Annotated in this window: 19 protein-coding genes and 1 pseudogene; 17 read left to right on the top strand and 3 right to left on the bottom strand. The window is 71.0% G+C overall.

The window, feature by feature from the left end; translation table 11 throughout:
* The first annotated feature begins 82 nt into the window (after positions 1–82).
* The 6 genes and pseudogenes from Q3Y56_RS24805 (at position 83) to Q3Y56_RS24780 (ending at position 11,840) form a co-directional block, all read left to right on the top strand.
* Positions 83–2,449 (top strand): Orn/Lys/Arg decarboxylase N-terminal domain-containing protein, encoded by a 2,367-nt coding sequence (locus tag Q3Y56_RS24805; RefSeq protein ID WP_304464045.1) that lies wholly within the window; start codon positions 83–85, stop codon positions 2,447–2,449.
* 152 nt (positions 2,450–2,601) lie between these two features.
* Positions 2,602–4,049, top strand: a pseudogene (locus Q3Y56_RS24800) (alpha/beta hydrolase family protein).
* Positions 4,050–4,443: 394 nt separating this feature from the next.
* Entirely contained in the window at positions 4,444–8,334 is a 3,891-nt protein-coding gene (locus Q3Y56_RS24795) for a helix-turn-helix domain-containing protein (RefSeq protein ID WP_304464044.1), read from the top strand.
* Between the two features lie 124 nt (positions 8,335–8,458).
* A complete protein-coding gene (locus tag Q3Y56_RS24790) occupies positions 8,459–9,823 on the top strand; it encodes an ABC transporter substrate-binding protein (protein ID WP_304464043.1) in 1,365 nt (454 codons plus the stop codon).
* 26 nt (positions 9,824–9,849) lie between these two features.
* On the top strand, positions 9,850–10,800 hold the full coding sequence (locus tag Q3Y56_RS24785; protein WP_304464042.1) for a carbohydrate ABC transporter permease: 951 nt from the start codon (positions 9,850–9,852) through the stop codon (positions 10,798–10,800).
* Between the two features lie 29 nt (positions 10,801–10,829).
* On the top strand, positions 10,830–11,840 hold the full coding sequence (locus Q3Y56_RS24780) for a squalene/phytoene synthase family protein (RefSeq protein WP_304464041.1): 1,011 nt from the start codon (positions 10,830–10,832) through the stop codon (positions 11,838–11,840).
* Here the strand turns inward: Q3Y56_RS24780 and Q3Y56_RS24775 are convergent.
* Both Q3Y56_RS24775 and Q3Y56_RS24770 read right to left on the bottom strand, forming a co-directional pair.
* Complete coding sequence (locus tag Q3Y56_RS24775; protein WP_304464040.1) at positions 11,830–12,042, bottom strand: DUF397 domain-containing protein; 213 nt, start codon at positions 12,040–12,042, stop codon at positions 11,830–11,832. The two genes, Q3Y56_RS24780 and Q3Y56_RS24775, sit on opposite strands and share 11 nt — an antisense overlap.
* Positions 12,039–12,911, bottom strand: a complete 873-nt coding sequence (locus tag Q3Y56_RS24770; protein ID WP_304464039.1) for a helix-turn-helix transcriptional regulator — start codon at positions 12,909–12,911, stop codon at positions 12,039–12,041. The genes Q3Y56_RS24775 and Q3Y56_RS24770 overlap by 4 nt, the downstream gene beginning before the upstream one ends.
* Positions 12,912–13,157: 246 nt before the next feature.
* Here Q3Y56_RS24770 and Q3Y56_RS24765 point away from each other — a divergent pair, with 246 nt between their 5' ends.
* The 5 genes from Q3Y56_RS24765 to Q3Y56_RS24745 all read left to right on the top strand — a co-directional run bounded on the left by Q3Y56_RS24765 (position 13,158) and on the right by Q3Y56_RS24745 (position 15,469).
* A complete protein-coding gene (locus Q3Y56_RS24765) occupies positions 13,158–13,418 on the top strand; it encodes a hypothetical protein (RefSeq protein WP_304464038.1) in 261 nt (86 codons plus the stop codon).
* Positions 13,390–13,839, top strand: a complete 450-nt coding sequence (locus tag Q3Y56_RS24760) for a hypothetical protein (RefSeq protein WP_304464037.1) — start codon at positions 13,390–13,392, stop codon at positions 13,837–13,839. The genes Q3Y56_RS24765 and Q3Y56_RS24760 overlap by 29 nt, the downstream gene beginning before the upstream one ends.
* A 243-nt stretch (positions 13,840–14,082) precedes the next feature.
* Positions 14,083–14,445, top strand: a complete 363-nt coding sequence (locus Q3Y56_RS24755; RefSeq protein WP_304464036.1) for a hypothetical protein — start codon at positions 14,083–14,085, stop codon at positions 14,443–14,445.
* A 15-nt stretch (positions 14,446–14,460) separates the two neighbouring features.
* The gene (locus Q3Y56_RS24750; protein WP_304464035.1) at positions 14,461–15,042 is read left to right on the top strand and encodes a hypothetical protein; all 582 of its coding nucleotides are present in this window, start codon (positions 14,461–14,463) and stop codon (positions 15,040–15,042) included.
* Between the two features lie 184 nt (positions 15,043–15,226).
* A complete protein-coding gene (locus Q3Y56_RS24745) occupies positions 15,227–15,469 on the top strand; it encodes a chaplin (RefSeq protein ID WP_304464034.1) in 243 nt (80 codons plus the stop codon).
* A gap of 100 nt (positions 15,470–15,569) precedes the next feature.
* Here Q3Y56_RS24745 and Q3Y56_RS24740 read toward each other — a convergent pair whose 3' ends face one another.
* The gene (locus Q3Y56_RS24740; RefSeq protein ID WP_304464033.1) at positions 15,570–16,112 is read right to left on the bottom strand and encodes a DapH/DapD/GlmU-related protein; all 543 of its coding nucleotides are present in this window, start codon (positions 16,110–16,112) and stop codon (positions 15,570–15,572) included.
* Positions 16,113–16,267: 155 nt separating this feature from the next.
* Between Q3Y56_RS24740 and Q3Y56_RS24735 the strand changes: the two genes are divergently transcribed.
* The 6 genes from Q3Y56_RS24735 (at position 16,268) to Q3Y56_RS24710 (ending at position 20,258) form a co-directional block, all read left to right on the top strand.
* Positions 16,268–16,618, top strand: a complete 351-nt coding sequence (locus Q3Y56_RS24735; RefSeq protein ID WP_304465779.1) for a DUF6191 domain-containing protein — start codon at positions 16,268–16,270, stop codon at positions 16,616–16,618.
* 59 nt (positions 16,619–16,677) lie between these two features.
* The gene (locus Q3Y56_RS24730) at positions 16,678–17,124 is read left to right on the top strand and encodes a DUF3995 domain-containing protein (protein WP_304464032.1); all 447 of its coding nucleotides are present in this window, start codon (positions 16,678–16,680) and stop codon (positions 17,122–17,124) included.
* Positions 17,125–17,245: 121 nt separating this feature from the next.
* Positions 17,246–17,752 carry a hypothetical protein gene (locus Q3Y56_RS24725; protein WP_369696865.1) on the top strand — a complete coding sequence of 169 codons (507 nt, stop codon included), beginning with the start codon at positions 17,246–17,248 and terminating at the stop codon, positions 17,750–17,752.
* Positions 17,716–18,219: a helix-turn-helix transcriptional regulator gene (locus Q3Y56_RS24720; RefSeq protein ID WP_304464031.1), complete on the top strand. Its 504-nt coding sequence runs from the start codon at positions 17,716–17,718 to the stop codon at positions 18,217–18,219. The genes Q3Y56_RS24725 and Q3Y56_RS24720 overlap by 37 nt, the downstream gene beginning before the upstream one ends.
* 203 nt (positions 18,220–18,422) lie before the next feature.
* Complete coding sequence (locus tag Q3Y56_RS24715; protein ID WP_304464030.1) at positions 18,423–19,262, top strand: alpha/beta fold hydrolase; 840 nt, start codon at positions 18,423–18,425, stop codon at positions 19,260–19,262.
* A gap of 93 nt (positions 19,263–19,355) precedes the next feature.
* Positions 19,356–20,258 (top strand): carbohydrate ABC transporter permease, encoded by a 903-nt coding sequence (locus Q3Y56_RS24710; RefSeq protein WP_304464029.1) that lies wholly within the window; start codon positions 19,356–19,358, stop codon positions 20,256–20,258.
* The last annotated feature ends 87 nt before the right edge of the window (positions 20,259–20,345 follow it).

Raw genomic sequence — 20,345 nt, 5'->3', positions numbered from 1 at the left:
CCCGTCCCGCCGTCCCCGCCGCCGCGCGTCCGGTTGCCTCTCAGCGAGAGACGCCGATCGCCGACACACACAAAGGGGCACCATGGCAGACGACGGCACGGTTCTGTTCGCGGTACGCGAGTTCCCGGAGAGCGGAGGCGCGGGAGCCGAGCAGCTCCGCAGGATCCGCAAGGAGTTGGAGAGCGGCGGCTTCGAGGTGCGCTGGGCCGCCACCGCCGACGACGCGCAGGCCGTGCTGCGTACCGAGGCGGGCCTGGCGGCCGCCGTCGTGGACTGGGGCCTCCCGGGAGACGGGGACTGCAAGTCCGGCGGCGAGCCCGGCGGCGCCGACGTGCTGCGCCAGGCCGGCCGGCGCTTCCGGGACCTCCCGGTCTTCCTCGTCACGGCGGGCGAGGACCTGGACCACCTGCCGCTGTGGGTGGCGGAGACGGTCATCGGCTACATCTGGCCGCTGGAGGACACCGCGGCGTTCATCGCCGGACGGATCGCCGGCGCCGCCCGCGACTACCAGCAGGACCTGCTGCCGCCGTTCTTCAAGGCGCTGCGCCGCTTCGACGACGCGCACGAGTACTCCTGGCACACCCCCGCCCACTCCGGCGGCGTCGCCTTCCTCAAGTCCCCGGTCGGCCGGGCCTTCCACGACTACTTCGGGGAGCGGCTGCTCCGCAGCGACCTGTCGATCTCCGTCGAGGAGCTCGGCTCGCTGTTCGAGCACACCGGCCCGGTCGGCGCGGCGGAGCGCAACGCCGCCCGCGTCTTCGGCGCCGACCGCACGTACTTCGTCCTGCACGGCGACTCCACCTGCGACCGCATGGTCGGCCATTTCAGCGTCACCCGCGACGAGATCGCGCTGGTGGACCGCAACTGCCACAAGTCGGTCCTGCACGGTCTGGTCCTCTCCGGGGCCCGGCCGGTGTATCTGGTCCCCACCCGCAACGGCTACGGGCTGGCGGGCCCCCTGCCGCCCGCGGAGATCGAGGCCGGTGCGGTGGCGTCCCGGATCGCCCGCAATCCGCTGGCGAACGGGGCGGTCTCCCCCGAGGCCCCGTACGCGGTCCTCACCAACTCCACGTACGACGGCCTGTGCTACGACGCCCTCCAGGTGGCCCGGGCGCTGGCGCCCAGCACGCCCCGGCTGCACTTCGACGAGGCGTGGTTCGCCTACGCCCGCTTCCACCCGCTCTACGCCGGGCGGTACGGCATGGCGGTGGGCCCCGACACCTTCCCCGGCCCGGAGCGCCCCACCGTCTTCTCCACCCAGTCCACCCACAAGCTGCTGGCAGCGCTGTCGCAGAGCGCCATGGTGCACGTCAAGCCCGCGCCCCGGGCGCCGGTCGAACACGACCGGTTCAACGAGGCGTTCATGATGCACGGCACCACCTCGCCGCTGTATCCGATGATCGCCTCCCTGGACGTGGCCACCGCGATGATGGACGGGCCGCAGGGCCGCTGGCTGATCGACGAGGCGGTGACCGAGGCCGTCCGCTTCCGCCAGACGGTCGTGCGCGTCGGTCGGCGCATCGCGGCCGCCGGTGACCGGCCCGGCTGGTTCTTCGGCGTCTGGCAGCCCGAGACCGTGACCGACCCGGCCACCGGCGAGCGGCTGCCCCTCGCCGACGCCCCGGCCGAACTCCTGCGTACGGAGCCGTCCTGCTGGCAGTTGGAGCCGGGCGCCGACTGGCACGGCTTCACCGGCCTGACCGAGGGCTACTGCCTGCTCGACCCCGTCAAGGTCACCCTCACCTGCCCCGGCATCGACGCCACCGGCCGGATGTCCGACTGGGGCATTCCCGCGCGCGTCCTCACCGCCTATCTGGCCACCAGGAACATCGTGGTGGAGAAGACCGACAGCTACACCACGCTCATCCTGTTCTCCATGGGGATCACCAAGGGCAAGTGGGGCACGCTCATGGACGCTCTGATGGACTTCAAGGCGCTGTACGACGAGGACGCGCCGCTGGAGCGCGTGCTGCCCGAGCTGGTCGCCGAGTACCCGCGGCGCTACACCGGCCGGACCCTGCGCGAGCTGTGCCAGGAGATGCACGACCACCTGCGCCAGGCCCGCCTGGTCGAACTGCTCGACACCGCCTTCCAGGACCTGCCCGAGCCGGTCACCCCGCCCCAGCACTGCTACCAGCGCCTGATCCGCGGCGGCACCGAGCGGGTACGGCTGGCCGACGCCGCCGACCGCGTGGCCGCCGCCATGGTCACGGTCACCCCGCCCGGCATCCCCGTCCTGATGCCCGGCGAGAACACCGGCACCCCCGACGGCCCCCTCCTGCGCTACCTGGCGGCCCTGGAGTCCTTCGACCGCCGCTTCCCCGGCTTCCGCAGCGAGACCCACGGCGTCACCGTCGACCCGGACACCGGCGACTACCTGATCGAATGCGTACGCCGCATCCCGGCCCAGCAGAGCGGCCCCACGGCCGCGGAACGCCAGGAGGCGTAAGCAGGGGGCACGGCGCCGCCACAGCGGCACGAAAGACCTCCAGAAGTACGCATACAGGTTGACGGCGGGCGGCCCTGGCATGCGACTGAGGTCGCATACGGCCGCGACTTGGGAGCGATGCGGCACCGCGCATCGCTCCCAAGGATGGTCGTGTGACCGACACGACCACGGGACTGCACCTGTCCCCACTCGAGTTCCTCGTGGAGCTGGGGGCTGTCGCGCTGGTGCTGGCGCGCTGGCTTCCCCCCGGCGCCCGCCGACCCGTCACGCTCGGCGCGGGAGCGGTTGTCCTGCTGTCCGGGACCGTGCTGAGCGTGGTGGGGATGCGCTGGCAGATGATGCCCGTCTGTACGGGCGCGGCTCTCGCGTTCCTCCCGTTCGCCATCTCCTGGCTGCGGCAACGCCGTACCGGACGGCCCGCGCGGCGGGCCCGGTGGTGGCTGGCGCTGCCGGGATCGTTGGCATGCGCCGGCCTGATCGCCGCGGGTCCGGTGGCGGCCTGGGCCTTCCCCGTACCCGTCTTTCCCGAGCCCTCGGGCGACTTCGCGGTCGGCACCAGCGTGCTGCAGTGGACCGCCCCGAGGCCGCTACGTCCGACCCCGGCGACCGGCGCACTGTCGTGGTCCAGTTCTGGTACCCCGCTCAGGAGAGCCCCGCGGGCGGGCGGCGGGCCCAGTACCTCGGCCGCACGGAACGCGAAGCGCGCACCGTCTCCGGCGCCCTCGCGGACTACGCCGGCGTGCCGGGCTTCCTGTTCGACGGCGTCCCGCGCGCCCGTACGCAGGCGGTCTTCGACGCCGCGGTGGCCGACCGAGGCGGGCGCTTCCCCGTCGTGCTGTTCTCCCCGGGGCTGGGCGGAGTGCGCACCCAGAACACGGCCTGGGCGGAGGAACTGGCCAGCCGCGGCTATGTCGTCGTGGGACTTGACCACCCGTACGACTCCGCCGCCGTCGTCCTCGCCGACGGCCGGAGGATCGACACGAAGGTGGACTCGACAGGTGATCCGGACAAGGACGAGAAGCGGGCGGCCGGCTGGACCGGGGTCCGGGCCGCCGATCTCAGCTTCGTTCTGACGCAGTTGGGCCGTCTCGACCGAGGCGAGGTCGCGGGCCCTTTGACCGGTCGCCTGGACACGGATCGCGTCGCGGCCGCCGGTCATTCCCTCGGCGGCGGTGCCGCCTTGCAGGCAGCCCGCCAGGACCGGCGGTTCGCCGCCGTCATCGACCTGGACGGCTTTCCGCACGACCCTGCCCCCCGCTCCTTCCGGCAGCCGGTGCTCGCGGTCACCCAGGCCATCGGCCCCGACACGGACCCGGACTACATCCCGCGCCTCACCCGGGTCCTGAAGCTCAGCACCGCGACGAGCTACCGGCTCACCATCCCCGGTGCGGCACACCTCACCTTCACCGACGCCCCGCTCTACATGCCGCCGGTGCCCTCCCTCGTCGGGTCGCTGGGCCGTACCAAGGGCCCGCGTGTCACCGCCGCCGTTTCCGCCGCGTTCCTGGACAGCACACTGCGGCGTGATCCCGACGACGTGACCGCCGCGCTGTCGGCCTACGGCGACCTCAGCGTCTACCGCCCGGACGACAGCCGCTGAGGTGCCGGGGGGGAACGCGGCCCCGGCCCTGCTAGTCCCGTACGTAGTACCCGGCGACCGCCAGCACCCCCGCGCCCAGCAGCAGCGCCTCCGGCCCGAACCCGGGGACGAACACGATGAGCGGCCAGGCGATGAAGAGGGCCGCCATGAGCGCTGTTGTTATGCGAAGTTGGACGGACATTCCTGCGCCTCTCCCAGGTCGCGTGCGAAACACGGCGTCACGCCGTGCGCCCTTACCCCCGCGAGGGACGCACGGCGCGACCACTCCGCCATTCCAGCGGCTGTACGGTTGTTCGGCAGCCCCTTCCGGAGGACCAAACAATCGCGAAAGCGCTGGTGGTCGGGGGTGCGTCAGGCAGAACAAGCGCGGGGGAAGCCGGGGGTGGGGGAACGCGTGGGTCGCCGTGAGAGTCCGCTGGATCCGAGCGCGGGGCCGGTCCAGCGCTTCGCGTACGAGCTGCGGAAGCTGCGGCAGGAGGCCGGCGGCCTGACCTACCGGGCGATGGCGCAGCGCGCCCGGTACTCGGTCACGACGCTGTCCCAGGCCGCGGCGGGCGAGCAGCTGCCCTCGCTGCCGGTGGCGCTGGCGTACGTCGAGGCATGCGGCGGGGACCGGGCCGACTGGGAGGCGCGCTGGCGCGAGGCGGCCGCGGAGGCAGCGGAGGCCGCGGCCGGGGAGCGGGCCGAGGACGACGCCGCCGCCGAACCGCCGTACCGGGGCCTGGCCCGCTTCGAACCGGGCGACCACGCACACTTCTTCGGCCGCGACCGGCTCGTGGCCGACGTCACGGACCTGGCGCGCGGCAACCGGTTCGCCGCCGTCTTCGGTCCTTCCGGCAGCGGCAAGTCCTCGCTGCTGCGGGCGGGTCTGATCCCCGCGCTCAGAGGTGACGGCGGGCCGGACGGCCGCGGCAGTGGCAAGCCGGGCGACCGAACAGGCCGCTCGCCGGACGCGCCCGGCGAGCCGCCGCCGCCCCCCGCCGTCATCCGCGTCCTCACGCCGGGCGAGCACCCGGCCCGTACACACCGCGACGCACTGGTCCCGAGGACCGGAGGCGGCGACACCTGGCTGATCGTCGACCAGTTCGAGGAGGTGTTCACGCTCTGCCAGGACCCGGCGGAGCGCGCGGAGTTCATCGACGCCCTCCTCGCCGCGCGCGACCCCGGCAGCAGGCTGCGCGTCGTCGTCGCCGTACGGGCCGACTTCTTCGGCCGGTGCGCCGAACACCGCGCGCTGACCGCCGCGCTGCGCGACGCCACGCTGCTCGTCGGCCCGATGGGGCGGGCCGAGCTGCGCGAGGCGATCGTGCGGCCGGCCGCCGCCGCGGGCCTGATCGTGGAGCGGGCCCTGACCGCCCGGATCGTGGCGGAGGTCGCCGACGAACCGGGCGGTCTGCCGCTGATGTCCCACGCCCTGCTGGAGACCTGGCGCCGGCGGCGCGGCCGGACGCTGACGGAGGAGGCGTACGAGGCCGTGGGCGGGGTCCACGGCGCGATCGCCGCGACGGCGGAGCGGGTGTACGGCGAACTCTCCCCGCACCAGGCGGACCTCGCCCGCCGCCTCCTGCTCCGGCTGATCACCCCGGGCGAGGGCGCCCAGGACACCAGGCGCCCGGTGGACCGCGCGGAGCTCGCAACCGGGTCGGGTGACGCGGCGGCGGTCCTGGAGCGCCTGGTACGGGCCCGGTTGGTCACGGTGGACAAGGGCGTCGTCGACCTCGCCCACGAGGCGCTGATCACGGCGTGGCCGCGGCTGCGCGGCTGGATCGAGGAGGACCGCGGACGGCTGCGCGTCCACCGGAAGCTGACGGAGGCCGCGCGGGCGTGGGACGAGCTGGACCGCGACCCGGGGGCGCTGTATCGCGGGGCGCGGCTGGCGGAGGCGGAGGAGGCGTTCGGCTCGGAGGCGGAGGAGGCGTTCGGCTCGGAACCGGAGCGCGGCGACCTCACCTCCCTTGAACGGGCGTTCCTCACCGCGAGCCGCGGCGGCCGCACCCGCGAGCGCCGCCGCGTGCGGGCCGCGATCGGCACGCTGTCCCTGCTGCTCGTCCTGGCCGTGGTGGCGGGCGCGGTCGCCTGGCAGGCCGACCGCGAGGGCGACCAGCGCCGCGCGGAGGCCACCTCCCGCCGCGTCGCGTCGATCGCGGAGAACATGCGCGCCACGGACCCGGCGACGGCGATGCGGCTGAGCGCGGCGGCGTGGCGGATCAGCCACACGGTGGAGGCGCGGGCGGCGCTGCTGGGCGCTGTCGCGCAGCGCGAGCAGGACGCCTTCATCCTGCCGGGAGCGGGCGCCGACAGCCGGCTGGTGCTCAGCGCCGACGGGCGGAGGCTGGTGACGGCCGCGCCCGACCGCGTGCGGGGTTGGGACGGGGCCGCCCACCGGCAGACAGGCGGCTTCCGGGTGACCGGCGAGGAGCAGTTGGCGGATCTCTCCCCGGACGGTCGGCACGTGGTGATGTCCGCGGGCGACCGGCTGCGGATCCGCGACCTCGCCTCCGGGAAACCGGTCGGCCCGCCCATCGGTCTTCGTTCCGTCGACGAGACCGTTGCTTATGCCCCCAGCGGCCGCACGCTCCTCTTCGAGAGCGAGGAGGGGGTCCGGCTGTGGGATGTGCGGCAGGGGCGCGTGGTGTTCCAGCGCAAGGGCGCGTATGTCGCATCGTCGGCCGTCAGCCCGGACGACCGGTTCGTCGCACTGTGCAGGGGAAACGCCCTGGAGGTGTGGGACGTCGGGGCACGACGTGAGGTGCGTACGCTCCGCAGGCCGGCGGTATCGCGCGCGCTGTGCGGCGTCAGCGACGACGACCTCGGCAGGGTGTCGGAGCTGCTCTTCGATCCGCGGAGTCACAGCCTGGTGGCGGTCGAGGAGGGCTTGCGCAGCTGGGACCTGCGGTCGGGGAGGGAACGGCCCCGGCTGGACCACGACGGCCTGCTGGGCGAGGTCCGGTTCAGCCGCGACGGACGGTTCGTGGCGGCAGTGGACGACGAGAAGATCCTGCTGTGGCGGATCCTCCCCGACTCATATGAGCTGGTCTACCGGAATCGCGCGGTCGGCGAGGACGTCTCGGACCTCCGGCTGGATCCGGATCACGGGGTGATCCGGTACCGGGAGGGGGAAGGCTCCGGGTCCGCCGTCGTTCGCACGCTCTTCCTGGGCGACGCCATGGCCTCCCCATGGCACCAGGCCCCCTCCGAAGGATCCCGGATCGGCCCGGATGGACGCCTGGTCGTCATGGCCCGCCGCGCCGGAGAGCGGATGCGGTTCGAACTGCGGCCCACCGGCGGTGGGGGCCGGGCGACCGCTCTGCCGCCGCTCTACTGCGGGACGGGCGACCGCCCGGACGAGGTGTGCTGGGCGCACATGGCGTTCAGCGGCGACGGGGGGACCCTGGCCTACGGGGTCGGCAGGCTGAGCCTTGCGGACCCGGTGGGCGCGGAGCAGGGCGAGCAGCCGCTGCCCCCGGAGCGGATCAGGTTCTGGGACCTGCGCCGGAACCGTGAACGGGCGGACCTCGTGCTCTCCTCGCAGAAGAAGCGGACAACCGGCCTCGACTCGATCGCGCTCAGCTCGGACGGCGCCTTCCTGCTCGCCTTGCGGCAGGGCCCCGGAGCCACTCTGGAGAAGTGGGACGTAGCCCGCCGCACCAAGGCGGTGCGGAGGGCCGAACCGGAGTACGGCAGCGGAGGCGGCTGGTCGACCCCTCCGAGCGATGCGATGGCGGTACGGCCCGACGGGCGACGGCTCGCCACCACCCACGGGATGAGCTTCGCCTTGCCGTCGGGCCGCTGGACCCACAACAACGTCGGACAGATAGAGGCCCTCTCGCTCGCCTACAGCCCCGACGGCAACCGGCTGGCCATGGGCGAGCGCAGCGGCCGGGTGACCGTGTACGACGGCGACGTGACACGGCGTCTGGGCTCGCTGACCGGCACGTACTCGGATCTGGGCCACGGAGAGGAGTCGGCGGGCGCCCTCGCCTACTCCCACGACGGCACCCTGCTCGCCGTGGCGGGAGACCAGGGCACCGTGCGGCTGTGGGACACCGCCTCCGGCCGCCCCCTCGGCGGCCCGCTGCCCACCGCGGGCGACGGCATCCAGGCCGTCGCGTTCAGCGAGGACGACCGGACGCTGCTGGTGGCCGGTGAGCACGTATCCCCTCGCTCGTACGCCATCGACCCCGACCGCGTCACCGCCACCGTCTGCGAGCGCGCGGGCGGCGGCCTGTCCCGCGCGGACTGGAAAACGTACATCCCGGAGGTGCCGTACCGCGACGTCTGCTGACACCTGCTCAGGTGTTTCGGTGGCGGGCCGCAGGTCGCGACCGGCCGCCCCGGGGATTGATTTTCACCGAGAGCGACCATAGCGTCACGGGGCAGCCCACCGAGGCTCCAAGGAGGTCGTGCCCGTGCGCCCCACCGCCCCGCTGATCCTCGCCGCCGCCCTCACCGCCACCGCCGCCGCCACGCTCACCGCCTGCGGCGGCACCGGGAGTGATCCGGACACCGTCAAGGTCGCGTACAACCGCAGCACCGACAACAAGATCCGGTTCCAGGACCGCTTCCTCGACGGCGTCAAGAAGCAGTTCGAGAAGGCCCATCCCGGCAAGAAGATCAAGCTCATCCCGATCCAGGCGTCCCAGAACGACTACGCCACCAAGATCCAGCAGATGATGCGGTCGGCGAAGACCGCGCCCGACGTCGTCTACGAGGACACCTTCCGCATCAACTCCGACATCGCGGCCGGGTACCTTCGCCCGCTCGACGACCACCTGAAGTCGTGGCGGGACTGGGACCAGTTCGTCGACACCGCGAAGGCCGCGGCCAAGGCGGAGGACGGCAGGACCTACGGCGTCCCGGACGGCACCGACACCCGCGGCCTGTGGTTCAACAAGGAGGTCTTCGCCAAGGCCGGACTGCCCACCGACTGGCACCCCAAGAACTGGAACGAGATCCTCCAGGCCGCCCGCACCATCAGGAAGAAGGTCCCCGGCGTCACCCCGCTCAACGTCTACACCGGCAAGGCCCCGGGCGAGGCGGCCGTCATGCAGGGCTTTGAGATGCTGCTGTACGGCACGGGCGAGAACCCGCTGTACGACCCCGGCGAGAAGAAGTGGGTCGCCGGCGGCAAGGGCTTCGAGGACGCCCTCGGCTTCGTACGGACCGTCTTCGCCGAGAAGTTGGGCCCGGACGCCTCCGACGCCCTCGACGCCAACGTCGGCACCATCGTGGCGAACGAATGGCTGCCGGAGGGAAAACTGGCCATCGCCCTCGACGGTTCCTGGATGGGCCAGAACTGGATCGAGACCGGCGGCAAGCCCTGGCCCGAGTGGTCGAAGGTCCTGGGCCGGGCACCGATGCCCACCCAGCACGGCCAGGCCCCCGGCACGGTCAGTATGTCCGGCGGCTGGACCTGGTCGATCACCGCCAAGTCCACCAAACCGGACCTGGCGTGGAAGGTCATCGAGACCCTCCAGACGAAGGCCAACGCCGTCAAGTGGGACGTGGTCGGCGCGCAGATCGCGGTGCGCGAGGACGTCGCCGAGGACCCGAAGTACCTCGCCTCGATGCCCGGCGTCGCGTTCTTCACCGCACTGGTGCGGCACACCCACTACCGGCCCGCGCTGCCGGTCTATCCGCAGGTGTCGTCCGCGATCGGCGAGGCGATGGAGGCCGTGACGACGGGCGACGCGTCCCCGGCGGAGGCCGCGGACGCCTACGCCGACCAGCTCGGCGACATCACCGACGGCGCCGTCGTGAAGCGGGACCGATGACGCCGGGTGCGGAACAAACGGGCCCGATGGCGCCGGGTGCGGAAAGGGCCACCGCCGAAAAGGCCGCCGTCGAGACGGAGGTGGCGCCCCCGGCACGCCGCCGTGCCGCGCGCGACGTACGCCGCCGGGGCCCGCTGCGCTGGCTGCCGCTGGCCCCCGCCACGACCCTGCTGCTGCTCTTCCTCGGCGGGCCGATCTGCTATTGCGTGTACATCGCGTTCACCGACATGCAGCTGACCGGCTCCTCCTCCACCCACTTCGTCGGCTTCGACAACTTCCAGCGCGCCTTCCAGGACCCGGACTTCCGCAACGCCGTCGTCCTGACCTTCGTCTTCACCGTCATCTCCGCGGTCGTCGGCCAGAACACGCTGGGGCTGGTGCTGGCGGCCCTGATGCGCCGCGCGTCCCGACCGGTCCGGACACTGACCGGGTCGGTGGTCATCGCGGCCTGGGTGGTGCCGGAGATCGTCGCGGGCTTCCTGCTGTACGCCTTCTTCCGCCGCGAGGGCACGTTGAACGCGGTCCTGGACTGGCTGCACCTGCCGTCGCAGAACTGGCTGTACACCATGCCCATCCTGGCCGTGTCCTTCGCCAACGTCTGGCGCGGCACGGCGTTCTCGATGCTCGTCTACTCGGCGGCGCTCGCCGAGATCCCCCAGGAGGTCACGGAGGCGGCGGAGGTCGACGGGGCGAGCGGCGCGCGGCGGCTGTGGTACATCACGCTGCCGATGATCCGCCGCTCCATCGGCACCAACCTCATGCTCAACACCCTCCAGACACTCTCCGTCTTCGGCCTGATCTGGGCGATGACGCGCGGCGGCCCCGGCAACCGCAGCCAGACCCTGCCGGTGTTCATGTACGACCAGGCGTTCATGAAGGCCCTGATCGGCTACGGCACGGCGGTGGCACTGCTGCTGTTGCTGGTGGGCGCGCTGTTCTCGGCGGTGTACCTGCGGCTGCTGCGCACAGAGGTGTGACAGGCGGCTCCGACGGATACCGTCCCTTTGTGACAAGAGTCCCGTACGTACCGATCCGGAGCATTCCCTCGTGGCTGCGCCTGCCGGGGGTGATCGCACCGTGGAACCACGCGCTGGACACCGCCGGACTGCGTGACGACCGGACGCGCGACGACTACACCCAGGTGGCACGGCAGTTGGCCCGACGGCACCCGGCCGAGTACGCGTGCGTCCGGCTACTGCTGCCGGCCCGGTGGCAACCCCACCTGTTTGCCCTCGCCCTGTTCGGCACCCATGGAGACAGCCTGGTCGATGCGCCGGTGCACCAGCGCGACCACGGGCAGTTCCGCCTGTGGGCCGACCGGGTCCGCAGCGGCCTGGCCACTGGCCGGGCCCACGAGCCGTACCTGCGCGCCTTCCTCCACACGATGGCCGCGCGCGGCATTCCGCACGACGACGTGCACACCTATCTGGCGGCCCAGGCCGAGCAGCTCTGCTGCACCGGATACGCCACCGAGCAGGACTACTACGACTACGTCGACCACGCGGGCCTGCCCGTGATTCGCCTCATGCTGGCCGTCTGTCACCCCGGGGGCGGCGACATGCCCGGCCCCGGCCCTTGGGCGCGGCTGGCCGTGGACGCGGTACAGCGCGTGGACGACCTCGCGGACCTGGCCACGGATCTACGCGCAGGCAAACTCACCTTGCCGGAGGTGGATCTGGCGCGTTTCGGCGTCACCCGCAGGGATCTGGAATCCGGCCGCGACACCCCGGCCGTCCGAGCCCTGCTGGCACACGCCTGCCAGCGGGCCCGGACCGCCGTGACCGCAGCCGACGAGGCACTCGCCCACGCCACCCCGGAGGGACAGCTTCTGCTCCGCCCCCCGCTGGCCGCCGTGCAACTCCTCATGGACACCGTCGAGAGCCGGGGCACCGCGCTGACGCGCGCCCCCGTCACCATCCCCACCAGCCGCCCGTCGGCGACCCGCCTCATCGACGACACGCTGGGCATCGTGCACGCCCGCCTCCGGGTGGCGGCGGGGACGGCCCCTACGGGGTAGGGAACTCGCCGCGCCGGACGGAGGAGATGAACGAGGCCCAGCCGTCGGGGGTGACGAGGAGGGAGGGGCCGTCGGGGTTCTTGGAATCGCGGATGGCGACGCCGCGGTTGGCGGTGTGTATGAGGTTGGCGACCTCTACGCAGTCGTTACTGTTGCCGGCGCTGTGGGAGGACTTGAACCAGTTGTAGGTATGGGTACTCATTCCGTGGTCTCTCGTGCTAGTCGTTGCAGGAACTTCGGGGTGTCCTCGGGCGGCAGGGCTGACGCCACCAAGGCATTGAACATCCGGGTGAACCTCCCGACCTCGCGGGGCTTGTCGGCGTACGCCGAACTGCCCCAGGCGGTGTCCACCTGAATCGTCGACGGCAGGGCTTCGCCGAGGTGCATGATGCTGAAGTCGTGCGGGGGCAGGTACCCCCGGTGCGTCTGCGGGAGCACCTGGACTCTCACGTTGTCGCGCGCCACCAGCTTGGCGATCGCGTCATACTGCTCGCGCATCACGTCGACACCGCCGATGGTGTAGCGCAAGGCTGGTTCGTAAAGCACCGCCCAGAACTTCAGCGGCTCGTCGTCTCGCGTCAGAGGCTCCTGCCGCTTCATCCGAGCCGCGACGTTCTCCTGCACGAACTCCGTCGTGTGCTCCTCGATCGGCTTGTAGAGGTCGAAGAGGGCCTGAGCGTATGCCTCGGTCTGGAGAAGACCCAGGACGAGCAGCGGATGAAACGCGTGGATCTCCTGGGCGACGGACTCGGTGGCAATGCGCCTCGCCAGTCCGGATGACAGCAGATTCGCGGGCCGCGTCCACCACTCCTGGCTGGACGCCTCTCGCTGGAGCGCCAGAAGCTTCTCGACCTTGTCCTCGTCGGTGACGCCGTAGCGAACAAGCAGCTTGCGCAGGACGCCGGAGGTTCGCAGATCCTGTAACCCGGTCTCGGCGCGTTGCAGCTTGGTCTCACTGAACGGCAGCCCGCGAACAGCCTGTTCAAGCGTGAGTCCGGCCTGCTTCCGTAACTGACGGAGCTCCTGGCCAAGTGCGATGCGCCGTGCTGTTGGCCTGGCTCGTGGGGCCATGTGCGTGCCTCTCGGGTCGTTGTGCTCAGTCTGCCGCGCCTTGCGTCCGCGGCAACAGCCCATGTGCTCGCCGAGGCATGTGCCACTTTCCCAGCGAGGGCTGAAGCCACCTGGATTCCCTTGCGGATTAACACCGCTACGCGCCACGGTAGTTGAGCCCGAAGAACGAAGAGGGCGAAACCCCTAACTCTGCGCCCAGGGACAGCTATGCCTGCATACAAGCCATCCGAACACTTAAACGACAAAGTGCCCTTCCGTATCGGTGACCGCGTACGCGGCCTCTCCTACGTCCACCCGGAACGGCTCCGCTGGGAGCGGCCCGAGCCGTTCGAGGGCGTCGTGGTCCAGGTCGGTAGCGGGTGGGCGGGCGTGGACGCCGATCAGGCCTACGTCTGGTCGCGCCTGGAGGACCACACCGAACGCAAGTCGCTGATCACCGAGACCGAACTCGTACAACGAGCCGAGGAGGGAGCCCACGATGGACCACACCGTCATCAAGGGCGCTGAGTGGATGCTCGGCCCCGAGACCGCCGAGGGCGCCCCTCAAGGCATCTACGGCGCGCAGTGCATCACGTGCGCGCAAGAGTCCGGGCTCGTCGACGACGACACCCGCCCCGTCGGCGCATGGGCGATCGCTCACACGCGCGAGAACCCGACCCACCGCCAGTTCCTGGTCACCACCCACAGGCACTGGCGGGTCGACCCGACGCCCCCAACCCAGCCCCCGGAACCCACCCCCGAGCCCGAGCCCACGCACGAACCGCCCCGACTCCCCCGCTCCCACGCCAAGCCACCGCGCACCCCACGCCTCCCTCCCGCCTTGCGACTCGCGGCCCGCCGCGTCCTGGCCTACTCAGGCGTGCTCTATCTCCTCGGCATGTCCCTCGCGTGCGGCGCCGCCGTCGCGTTGTCACTCGCTACGGGGTGAACGCAACACCCCGTATGGCAGAGTCACGCCATGTGCCCTTCAATGTCTGGTCGGCGCCGAACCTTCGCCGTTACGGCCCTGCTCCTGGCCTCCGCCGTATCACTCACCGCCTGCGGTGAGCAGAGCACCACGAGTACGCCTCAGAGCTCCGCTTCCGGCGCCGCGGGGCCCTCACCGTACGAGGAACCTGGGGGCGGCGCTCCGCACCACAACGAGAACAACGCATACCGCCACCCGGGCGACATGTCTCCCACCAGCGAGAAGGACGCACAGAAGGAAGCCGACCGCATCGAACCGGTGCTCAAGCGGCTGTGGGAAGAGAAGAAGTGGGACCCCGCGACGGTGCGCAAGGAACTGCTCCGGCTCGGCTACAAGGAAGAGCGATTCAGCGCGAGCGGGAAGCGGCTCGGCGGGTCGCTGACGGTCCGGGGGATGAACCAGCGTTACGAGGGCGACCACTACGTCACGCCCGAGGGGGCGAAGGTCGGTCTTCGCGTCCACGACGACGCCTGCGTCACGGCGTGGGTGCAGAAGACCAACTACGAGGTGAAGACCAACGGCCCGTTCCCGGAGACCGGGTGCTTCGAGCCGCCCTACGGCCACTGAATGTGCACGACAGACATGAGCGAACTCTCTTTCGTGCTGCAACGCACGGGAAGCACGAACCGGATCGACCTCCGCGACCAGGTGTTCACATGGTCCGGAACGGTCGGCAGCCTGGGCGCCGTCGAGGTGGCGTACCCCACCGAGCGCGCCGACTATCGGGGGCTTCATTTCCGGGCCTCCGTCACGGGGCAGCACCTTCCGCAGACCTCGTACTTCGGCCGCGAGTACGCCGGACGCCCGTCGCTGGCCGAAGGTGAACTGAGCGTCGCCGGCAATCCGGCTTCCTTCTCCCGGAACGCCTGGGGTCTCACCAGACGAGGGCGGGCACTTCGCATCGCGGCGGAGGGCCGGGAATACCTCTATGCGGAGCACCGGAACAAGCGCAGCCACGAGCTTCGGCGCAGCGGCGCCGGTGTCCGGATGACATGCTCACACGGGAAGAATCCGCAGACGATCTCCGGAGTCTGCCAAGGCGCGGCGGATGGCCTGGACATCAGTCTGGCGATTCTCCTGGAGAGCGTGTACACGCGGAACTTGTCCGTCCGTGGCGCGCTGATCTCCGCGCCGGGGCGCATGATGAGCCGACTGGGCGAATAGCTCAATGGCCTCCGGAAATCCGATACTTCGCACGACGAGGGCGGCCTGGCAGCCGACCTCTACCCGCTCCTGTCGACCACGGATGGATGACGCGCTCGTTCGGCAGGTCACCCGCAGGTGCCGTGTCCTGCCGAACGACCGGGCAGTTGGGTTGTCCGACGATCCTCTACCCGTAGGAGATGACATGCTCGCTCGTACCGCCGTCGCCGCCGCGGCACTGGCTTCCGCCGCCACCCTCGCCGGCGCGGGCACCGCCCTCGCACACGGCGGGGCCCACGCAGATGGCAAAGCCACGAACTCGCCGGGCATCGTGTCCGGAAACGTCATCCAGGTGCCGGTGCACGTGCCGGTGAACGCCTGCGGGAACACGATCAGCGTCGTCGGGCTGCTCAACCCGACCTTCGGCAACTACTGCGTGAACAAGTAGCCGCGCTGGTTGCCAGGTTGTCTCGAGGAGGGGCGCCAAGCTTCCGATGTAGTTGATGACCGCCCGTAGTCCGGGGCTCGGTGTGGCCCCGGCGAGGGCGTCACCACTGTCGGTGCACGGTTGCCTTGCTGCCGGTCACCAGGCTTGCCGGCGGAACGTCATCGGCCACGACCGCGCCGGCGGCGATCACGGCATCACGGCCGATGCTGACGCCAGGAAGGATCGTGGCACCGGCGCCGATCCACACGTTCTCTGCCACATCGATGGGCCCGCCGCTCAGCCACCCCCGTCGCTCCTCAGGATCGACCGGGTGGCCGACGGTGATGAACGTGGCCTTTGGTCCGACCATCACGCGCTCTCCGAGCCGGATGCCGGCGTAGTCCAGGAACGTGCAGTTCTGGTTGATGAACACGCGCTCCGCGAGATCCAGACGAAGGCCGTGGTCCGTGTAGAACGGCGGATAGATCGTGACTCTCGTCGGCAGCGGCCTGCCAAGGATCTGTTCGAACAGTTCCGCCTTGCCCGCTTCGTCCTCGAACGGCAGGACGTTCAGGCGGGAGGTGAGCTCGGTGACCCGCAGGACCCTCTCGGCCATGGCCTGGAACTCGGCGCTGTGGATGCGCATAAGACGGTCGCTGGACATGCCACGATCCTCTCCGGTGTACCGGTGACTGGACAAGACTCACAAGGCGCTGGCGGAGGCTCCCCATCCGCACGTCTGTTGGGAACGACGCCGACCCGTCCGTCGTTTCCCGACCGTCGACTGTGTTGAGGATGATGGGGGGGCCAGCTGTGGCGATGTGGGCCATGTCGTTCCCGGCGCTCGCGTGCCTACTGGCCTTGTTCGCCCTGGTGGAGAGCGTGTGGCGATGGTTCACGGGGCTGGGCTTGATGCCGTGGCTGCGCAGGCGCACGGGGCGGTCGTTGTCGAATACGGCCTTCGATGAATTCACGGCGGTCGTGAACGGAAACAAGACGGTAGAGCTGGAGCAGCGGCGGGTGGAACTGCTGCAGCGGGACGACGAGAGCGACGGTGCGCCGCCCCGCTCCAGCATCGACCTGACCAAGGGCACCGCGTTCATCGTGGTGCCACAGCACGCGGACGGCTCGTGCGCTGACAGGCGCGATGCCCTTGAGGGCAGGCGGTGAAACGCGAACCGGCGGGAACGGGGGCGGAATCGTCCACGCTGTCGGGGCGAATCGCGTGCTTGTGGGCGGCCGCGTTCGCCGGGTTGCATTTCTACTGGGCCGTCGGCGGTGATGTGGGGCTGAGCGTCTCCGCCGGTCCGCTGGCCACCGAGCGCCCGCTGTGGTTCGTCGTAGCCGGTTTGTGGGGTGTGGGTGCGCTCTGCCTCCTCGGCGCCCGGCTGGCATGGCTGCTTGCCCGGTCCAGGCTCCGGGGCGTTCCCGCTCTGCCGGCGAGGTGGCTGGGGTGGGGCGTCAGCGCCCTCCTCCTGGCCCGTGGCATCGGTATCGAGGTGCTGCTGCTGACCGACACCACGCACCTGGACGCCTCCGTGAGCGCGGAGCAGCGGGCCTGGACGCTGGCCCTCTGGAACCCCTGGTTCATCGCCGGAGGACTGGCCTTCGGCCTCGCCACCCTTCGGTCCGGCAGACATACCGGCGCAGAACCGCCCCCCGCGTCCAGAGGCTGATTGCTCCGCCCGTCGATTCCGCTTCGCGGCCCCGGTTCCGTGGAACCGGGGCGTCCACTCCACCGTGTATCACCCGGTGGGGCCCTTTTGATCAGCGGTTTCAGAGACGGTGAACAGACAGATGCTGGACGAGATGGTGTTCCGGAGTGAGGACGTGTGCCGGGCGGACCGGTTCGACTACTGGGTCGAGCTGTTGGCCCGTACCCATGCCCCCATGGAGCTGCGCAGCGACCACGCCGACGACTTCCGGGCCGCCCAGCACGTGCTGGACCTCGGTGCCGTCACGGTGTGGTCCGCCACGTTCCAGCCGCTGGTCTTCCGGCGCACGCCGAAGCTGATCCGGCAGTCCGACCCCGAGACGTATCACGTGTCGCTCGTCGTACGCGGGGCGGGGCGGGCGTGTGGCGGCACCGGGAGACCGCGTACAAGCCGTACGACCTGTTCATCAACTCCTCCTCGCTGCCGAACGACGTCCACAGCAGCGGGGAACCGGTCCAGACGGTCGCGCTGGAGGTTCCCAAGGCCCTGCTGCCGCTGCCGCGCGACACGGCCGGCCGGATCGTCGGGGCGCCGGTGTCGGGCCGGGAAGGGATGGGTGCGCTGCTGGCGGGGTTCCTCACCCAGCTGATCGCGGACACGACCCCGTACCAGCCCGCCGACCGGCCCCGGCTGGGCACGGTCCTGGTCGATCTGGTCGCCGCGCTCTTCGCCCACACGCTCGAAGCCGAAGGCTGCCTCCCCCCGGAGACCCACCGGCGGGCCCTCGTCCTGCGCATCAAGTCGTTCATCCGGGAGCGCCTGCACGATCCGCGCCTCACCCCGGCCACCGTCGCCGCCGCGCACCACATCTCCACCGGCTATCTGCACCGCCTCTTCCGGGACGAGGAGTCCACGGTCGCCGCGTGGATCCGCCGCCTGCGCCTGGAGGGGGCCCGCCGCGATCTCACCGAACCGGCACGGCACGCCACCCCCATCCACGCCATCGCCGCCCGCTGGGGCTTCCCCCGCGCGACCGACTTCAGCCGCGCCTACCGCGCCGCCTACGGCACAACTCCCCAGGATCACCGGCGGCAGGCCCTCCACGGAGATGAGTGAACTGATCGCCAACACGGTTGTGCACTCAGCGCTCACGACTCGACGGCCGAATTCCGGCAGGCTGGAAGGACGTTCACCGACGTCGATCGGGGCGCGCGGTACGGGGGTCCGCGCGCGCCCCCGGCCGTCAGCCGACCGCGCCTGAGCGGGGGCGGGGCGGGAATCCGATTGCCCTTGCCGAACGCCGGTGACAAGGTCTCGCCATGCCTACCTTCTCCGCGCATGACGGGACCGAGCTCGCCTACCACGTCTCGGGACACGGCGCTCCCGTGGTCTGCCTGCCCGGCGGGCCGATGCAGGCGTCCGCCTACCTCGACGACCTCGGCGGGCTCTCCGCGCACCGGCAGCTGATCACGCTGGATCTGCGGGGCACCGGCCGGTCCGCGACACCGCGGGACGCGGCCTCGTACCGCTGCGACCGGCTTGTCGACGACGTGGAGGCCCTGCGCGAGCACCTGGGCCTCGACCGGATCGACCTGCTCGGGCATTCCGCCGGCGCGAACCTGGCCGCCCTGTACGTCGGCCGCCATCCGCAGCGCGTCGGCAGGCTCGCGCTGATCACGCCGAGCGTCGCGGCCGTCGGGATCACCGTCACCGGAGACGTCCGGCGCGAGACGGCGCTGCTCCGCAAGGACGAGCCGTGGTTCCCGGCGGCGTTCGCGGCCTTGGAGGCGGTCATGGCCGGCACGGCGGGCGCGGACTCCCGGCAGGCCATCGCGCCGTTCCTCTACGGACGCTGGGACGAGGCGGCTCAGGCCCATCAGGCCGCCGGGGCCGAGCAGAGGAACAACGACGCCGCGGCCGTCTTCGGCGCAGAAGGCGCTTTCGCGCCGGACGCGACCCGCGCGGCGCTCGCGCGGTTCGGCTCGCCGGTGCTCCTGCTCGCCGGGGAGGTCGATCTGAATTCCCCGCCTGAGGCGATGGCCGAGTTCGCCGAGCTGTTTCCGGACGCCGCGTTCGTCATGCAGCCCGGGGCCGGGCACTTCCCCTGGCTCGACGATCCCGCCCGATTCGTGGCGGCCGCCGCCGACTTCCTGGGATAGCGGACAGCGGACCGCCCGGTCGCCGGGCCACCACCCCGTCGAACGGGTGCGTGCCGTCTTCCCCAACGGCACGGCGGGCGCTTCCATGGACGGATGCCCGCCGTGTCCGCGGCGCCCGCCGCACCCTCACCCGCGTCCCTACCCGCCGCCGGTCCCGCCCGCCCCGTCCGGCGCTCTCGCCGCAGGCGGCGCCGGCTGGCCGCCGACCTCGCGCTGCTGACCGTCGCCGCCGCCTTCCTCGTCCCGCTGCTGTGGCTGGTGTTCGCCTCCGTGGACGCGGAGGCGTCCCTCCGCGTCGAGGCGCCCGGCTCGCCCACCCTCGACAACTTCTCCGCCGTGTGGACGGACGAGATCACCTTCACGCCGATGCTCAACAGCCTGCTGATGTGCGGCGGCGCGGCGGTGGTCACGGTCGGCTGCGCGGCGCCGGCCGCCTATCCGCTCTCCCGGTATCAGTCCCGGCTGGTGCGGCCGTACCTGCTGACGATCCTGTTCAGCACGTGCCTGCCGATCACGGCGATCATGGTGCCGGTCTATGGGCTGTTCGTACAGACCGATCTCATCGACACCTTGTACGGCACGGCGCTCTTCCTGGCCGCCTCGCAACTCCCCTTCGCCGTCTGGCTGTTGAAGAACTTCATGGACGGGGTCCCGGTGGCGCTGGAGGAGGCCGCGTGGACGGACGGGGCGTCGTGGCTCCAGACGCTGACGCGGGTCATCCTGCCGCTGATGGGGCCGGGCATCACGGTGGTGACGATCTACAGCTTCATCATGATGTGGGGCAATTTCTTCGTCCCTTTCATGCTGCTGCTCTCACCCGACCAGCTTCCGGCCTCGGTCAGCATTTTCACGTTCTTCGGCAACTACGGTTCGATCGCCTACGGCCAGCTCGCGGCGTTTTCCCTGCTGTATTCGACCCCGGTTGTGCTGCTTTATGTCCTCATCGCCCGGCGGCTGGGCGGGGGATTCGCGCTCAGCGGTTCGGTCAAGGGTTGATGGCAGGGTCATGACGATGTAGGGACGATATACGGACGCGTCATGCAAACGTACGGACGTGCCGCTACGGTTCGCTTGTGCACCCGT

The sequence above is a fragment of the Streptomyces sp. XD-27 genome (assembly GCF_030553055.1).
Taxonomy (GTDB): Bacteria; Actinomycetota; Actinomycetes; order Streptomycetales; family Streptomycetaceae; genus Streptomyces.
Note: the sequence above shows the minus strand (reverse complement) of the source record. Positions and strands in the feature narration are given on the sequence as shown.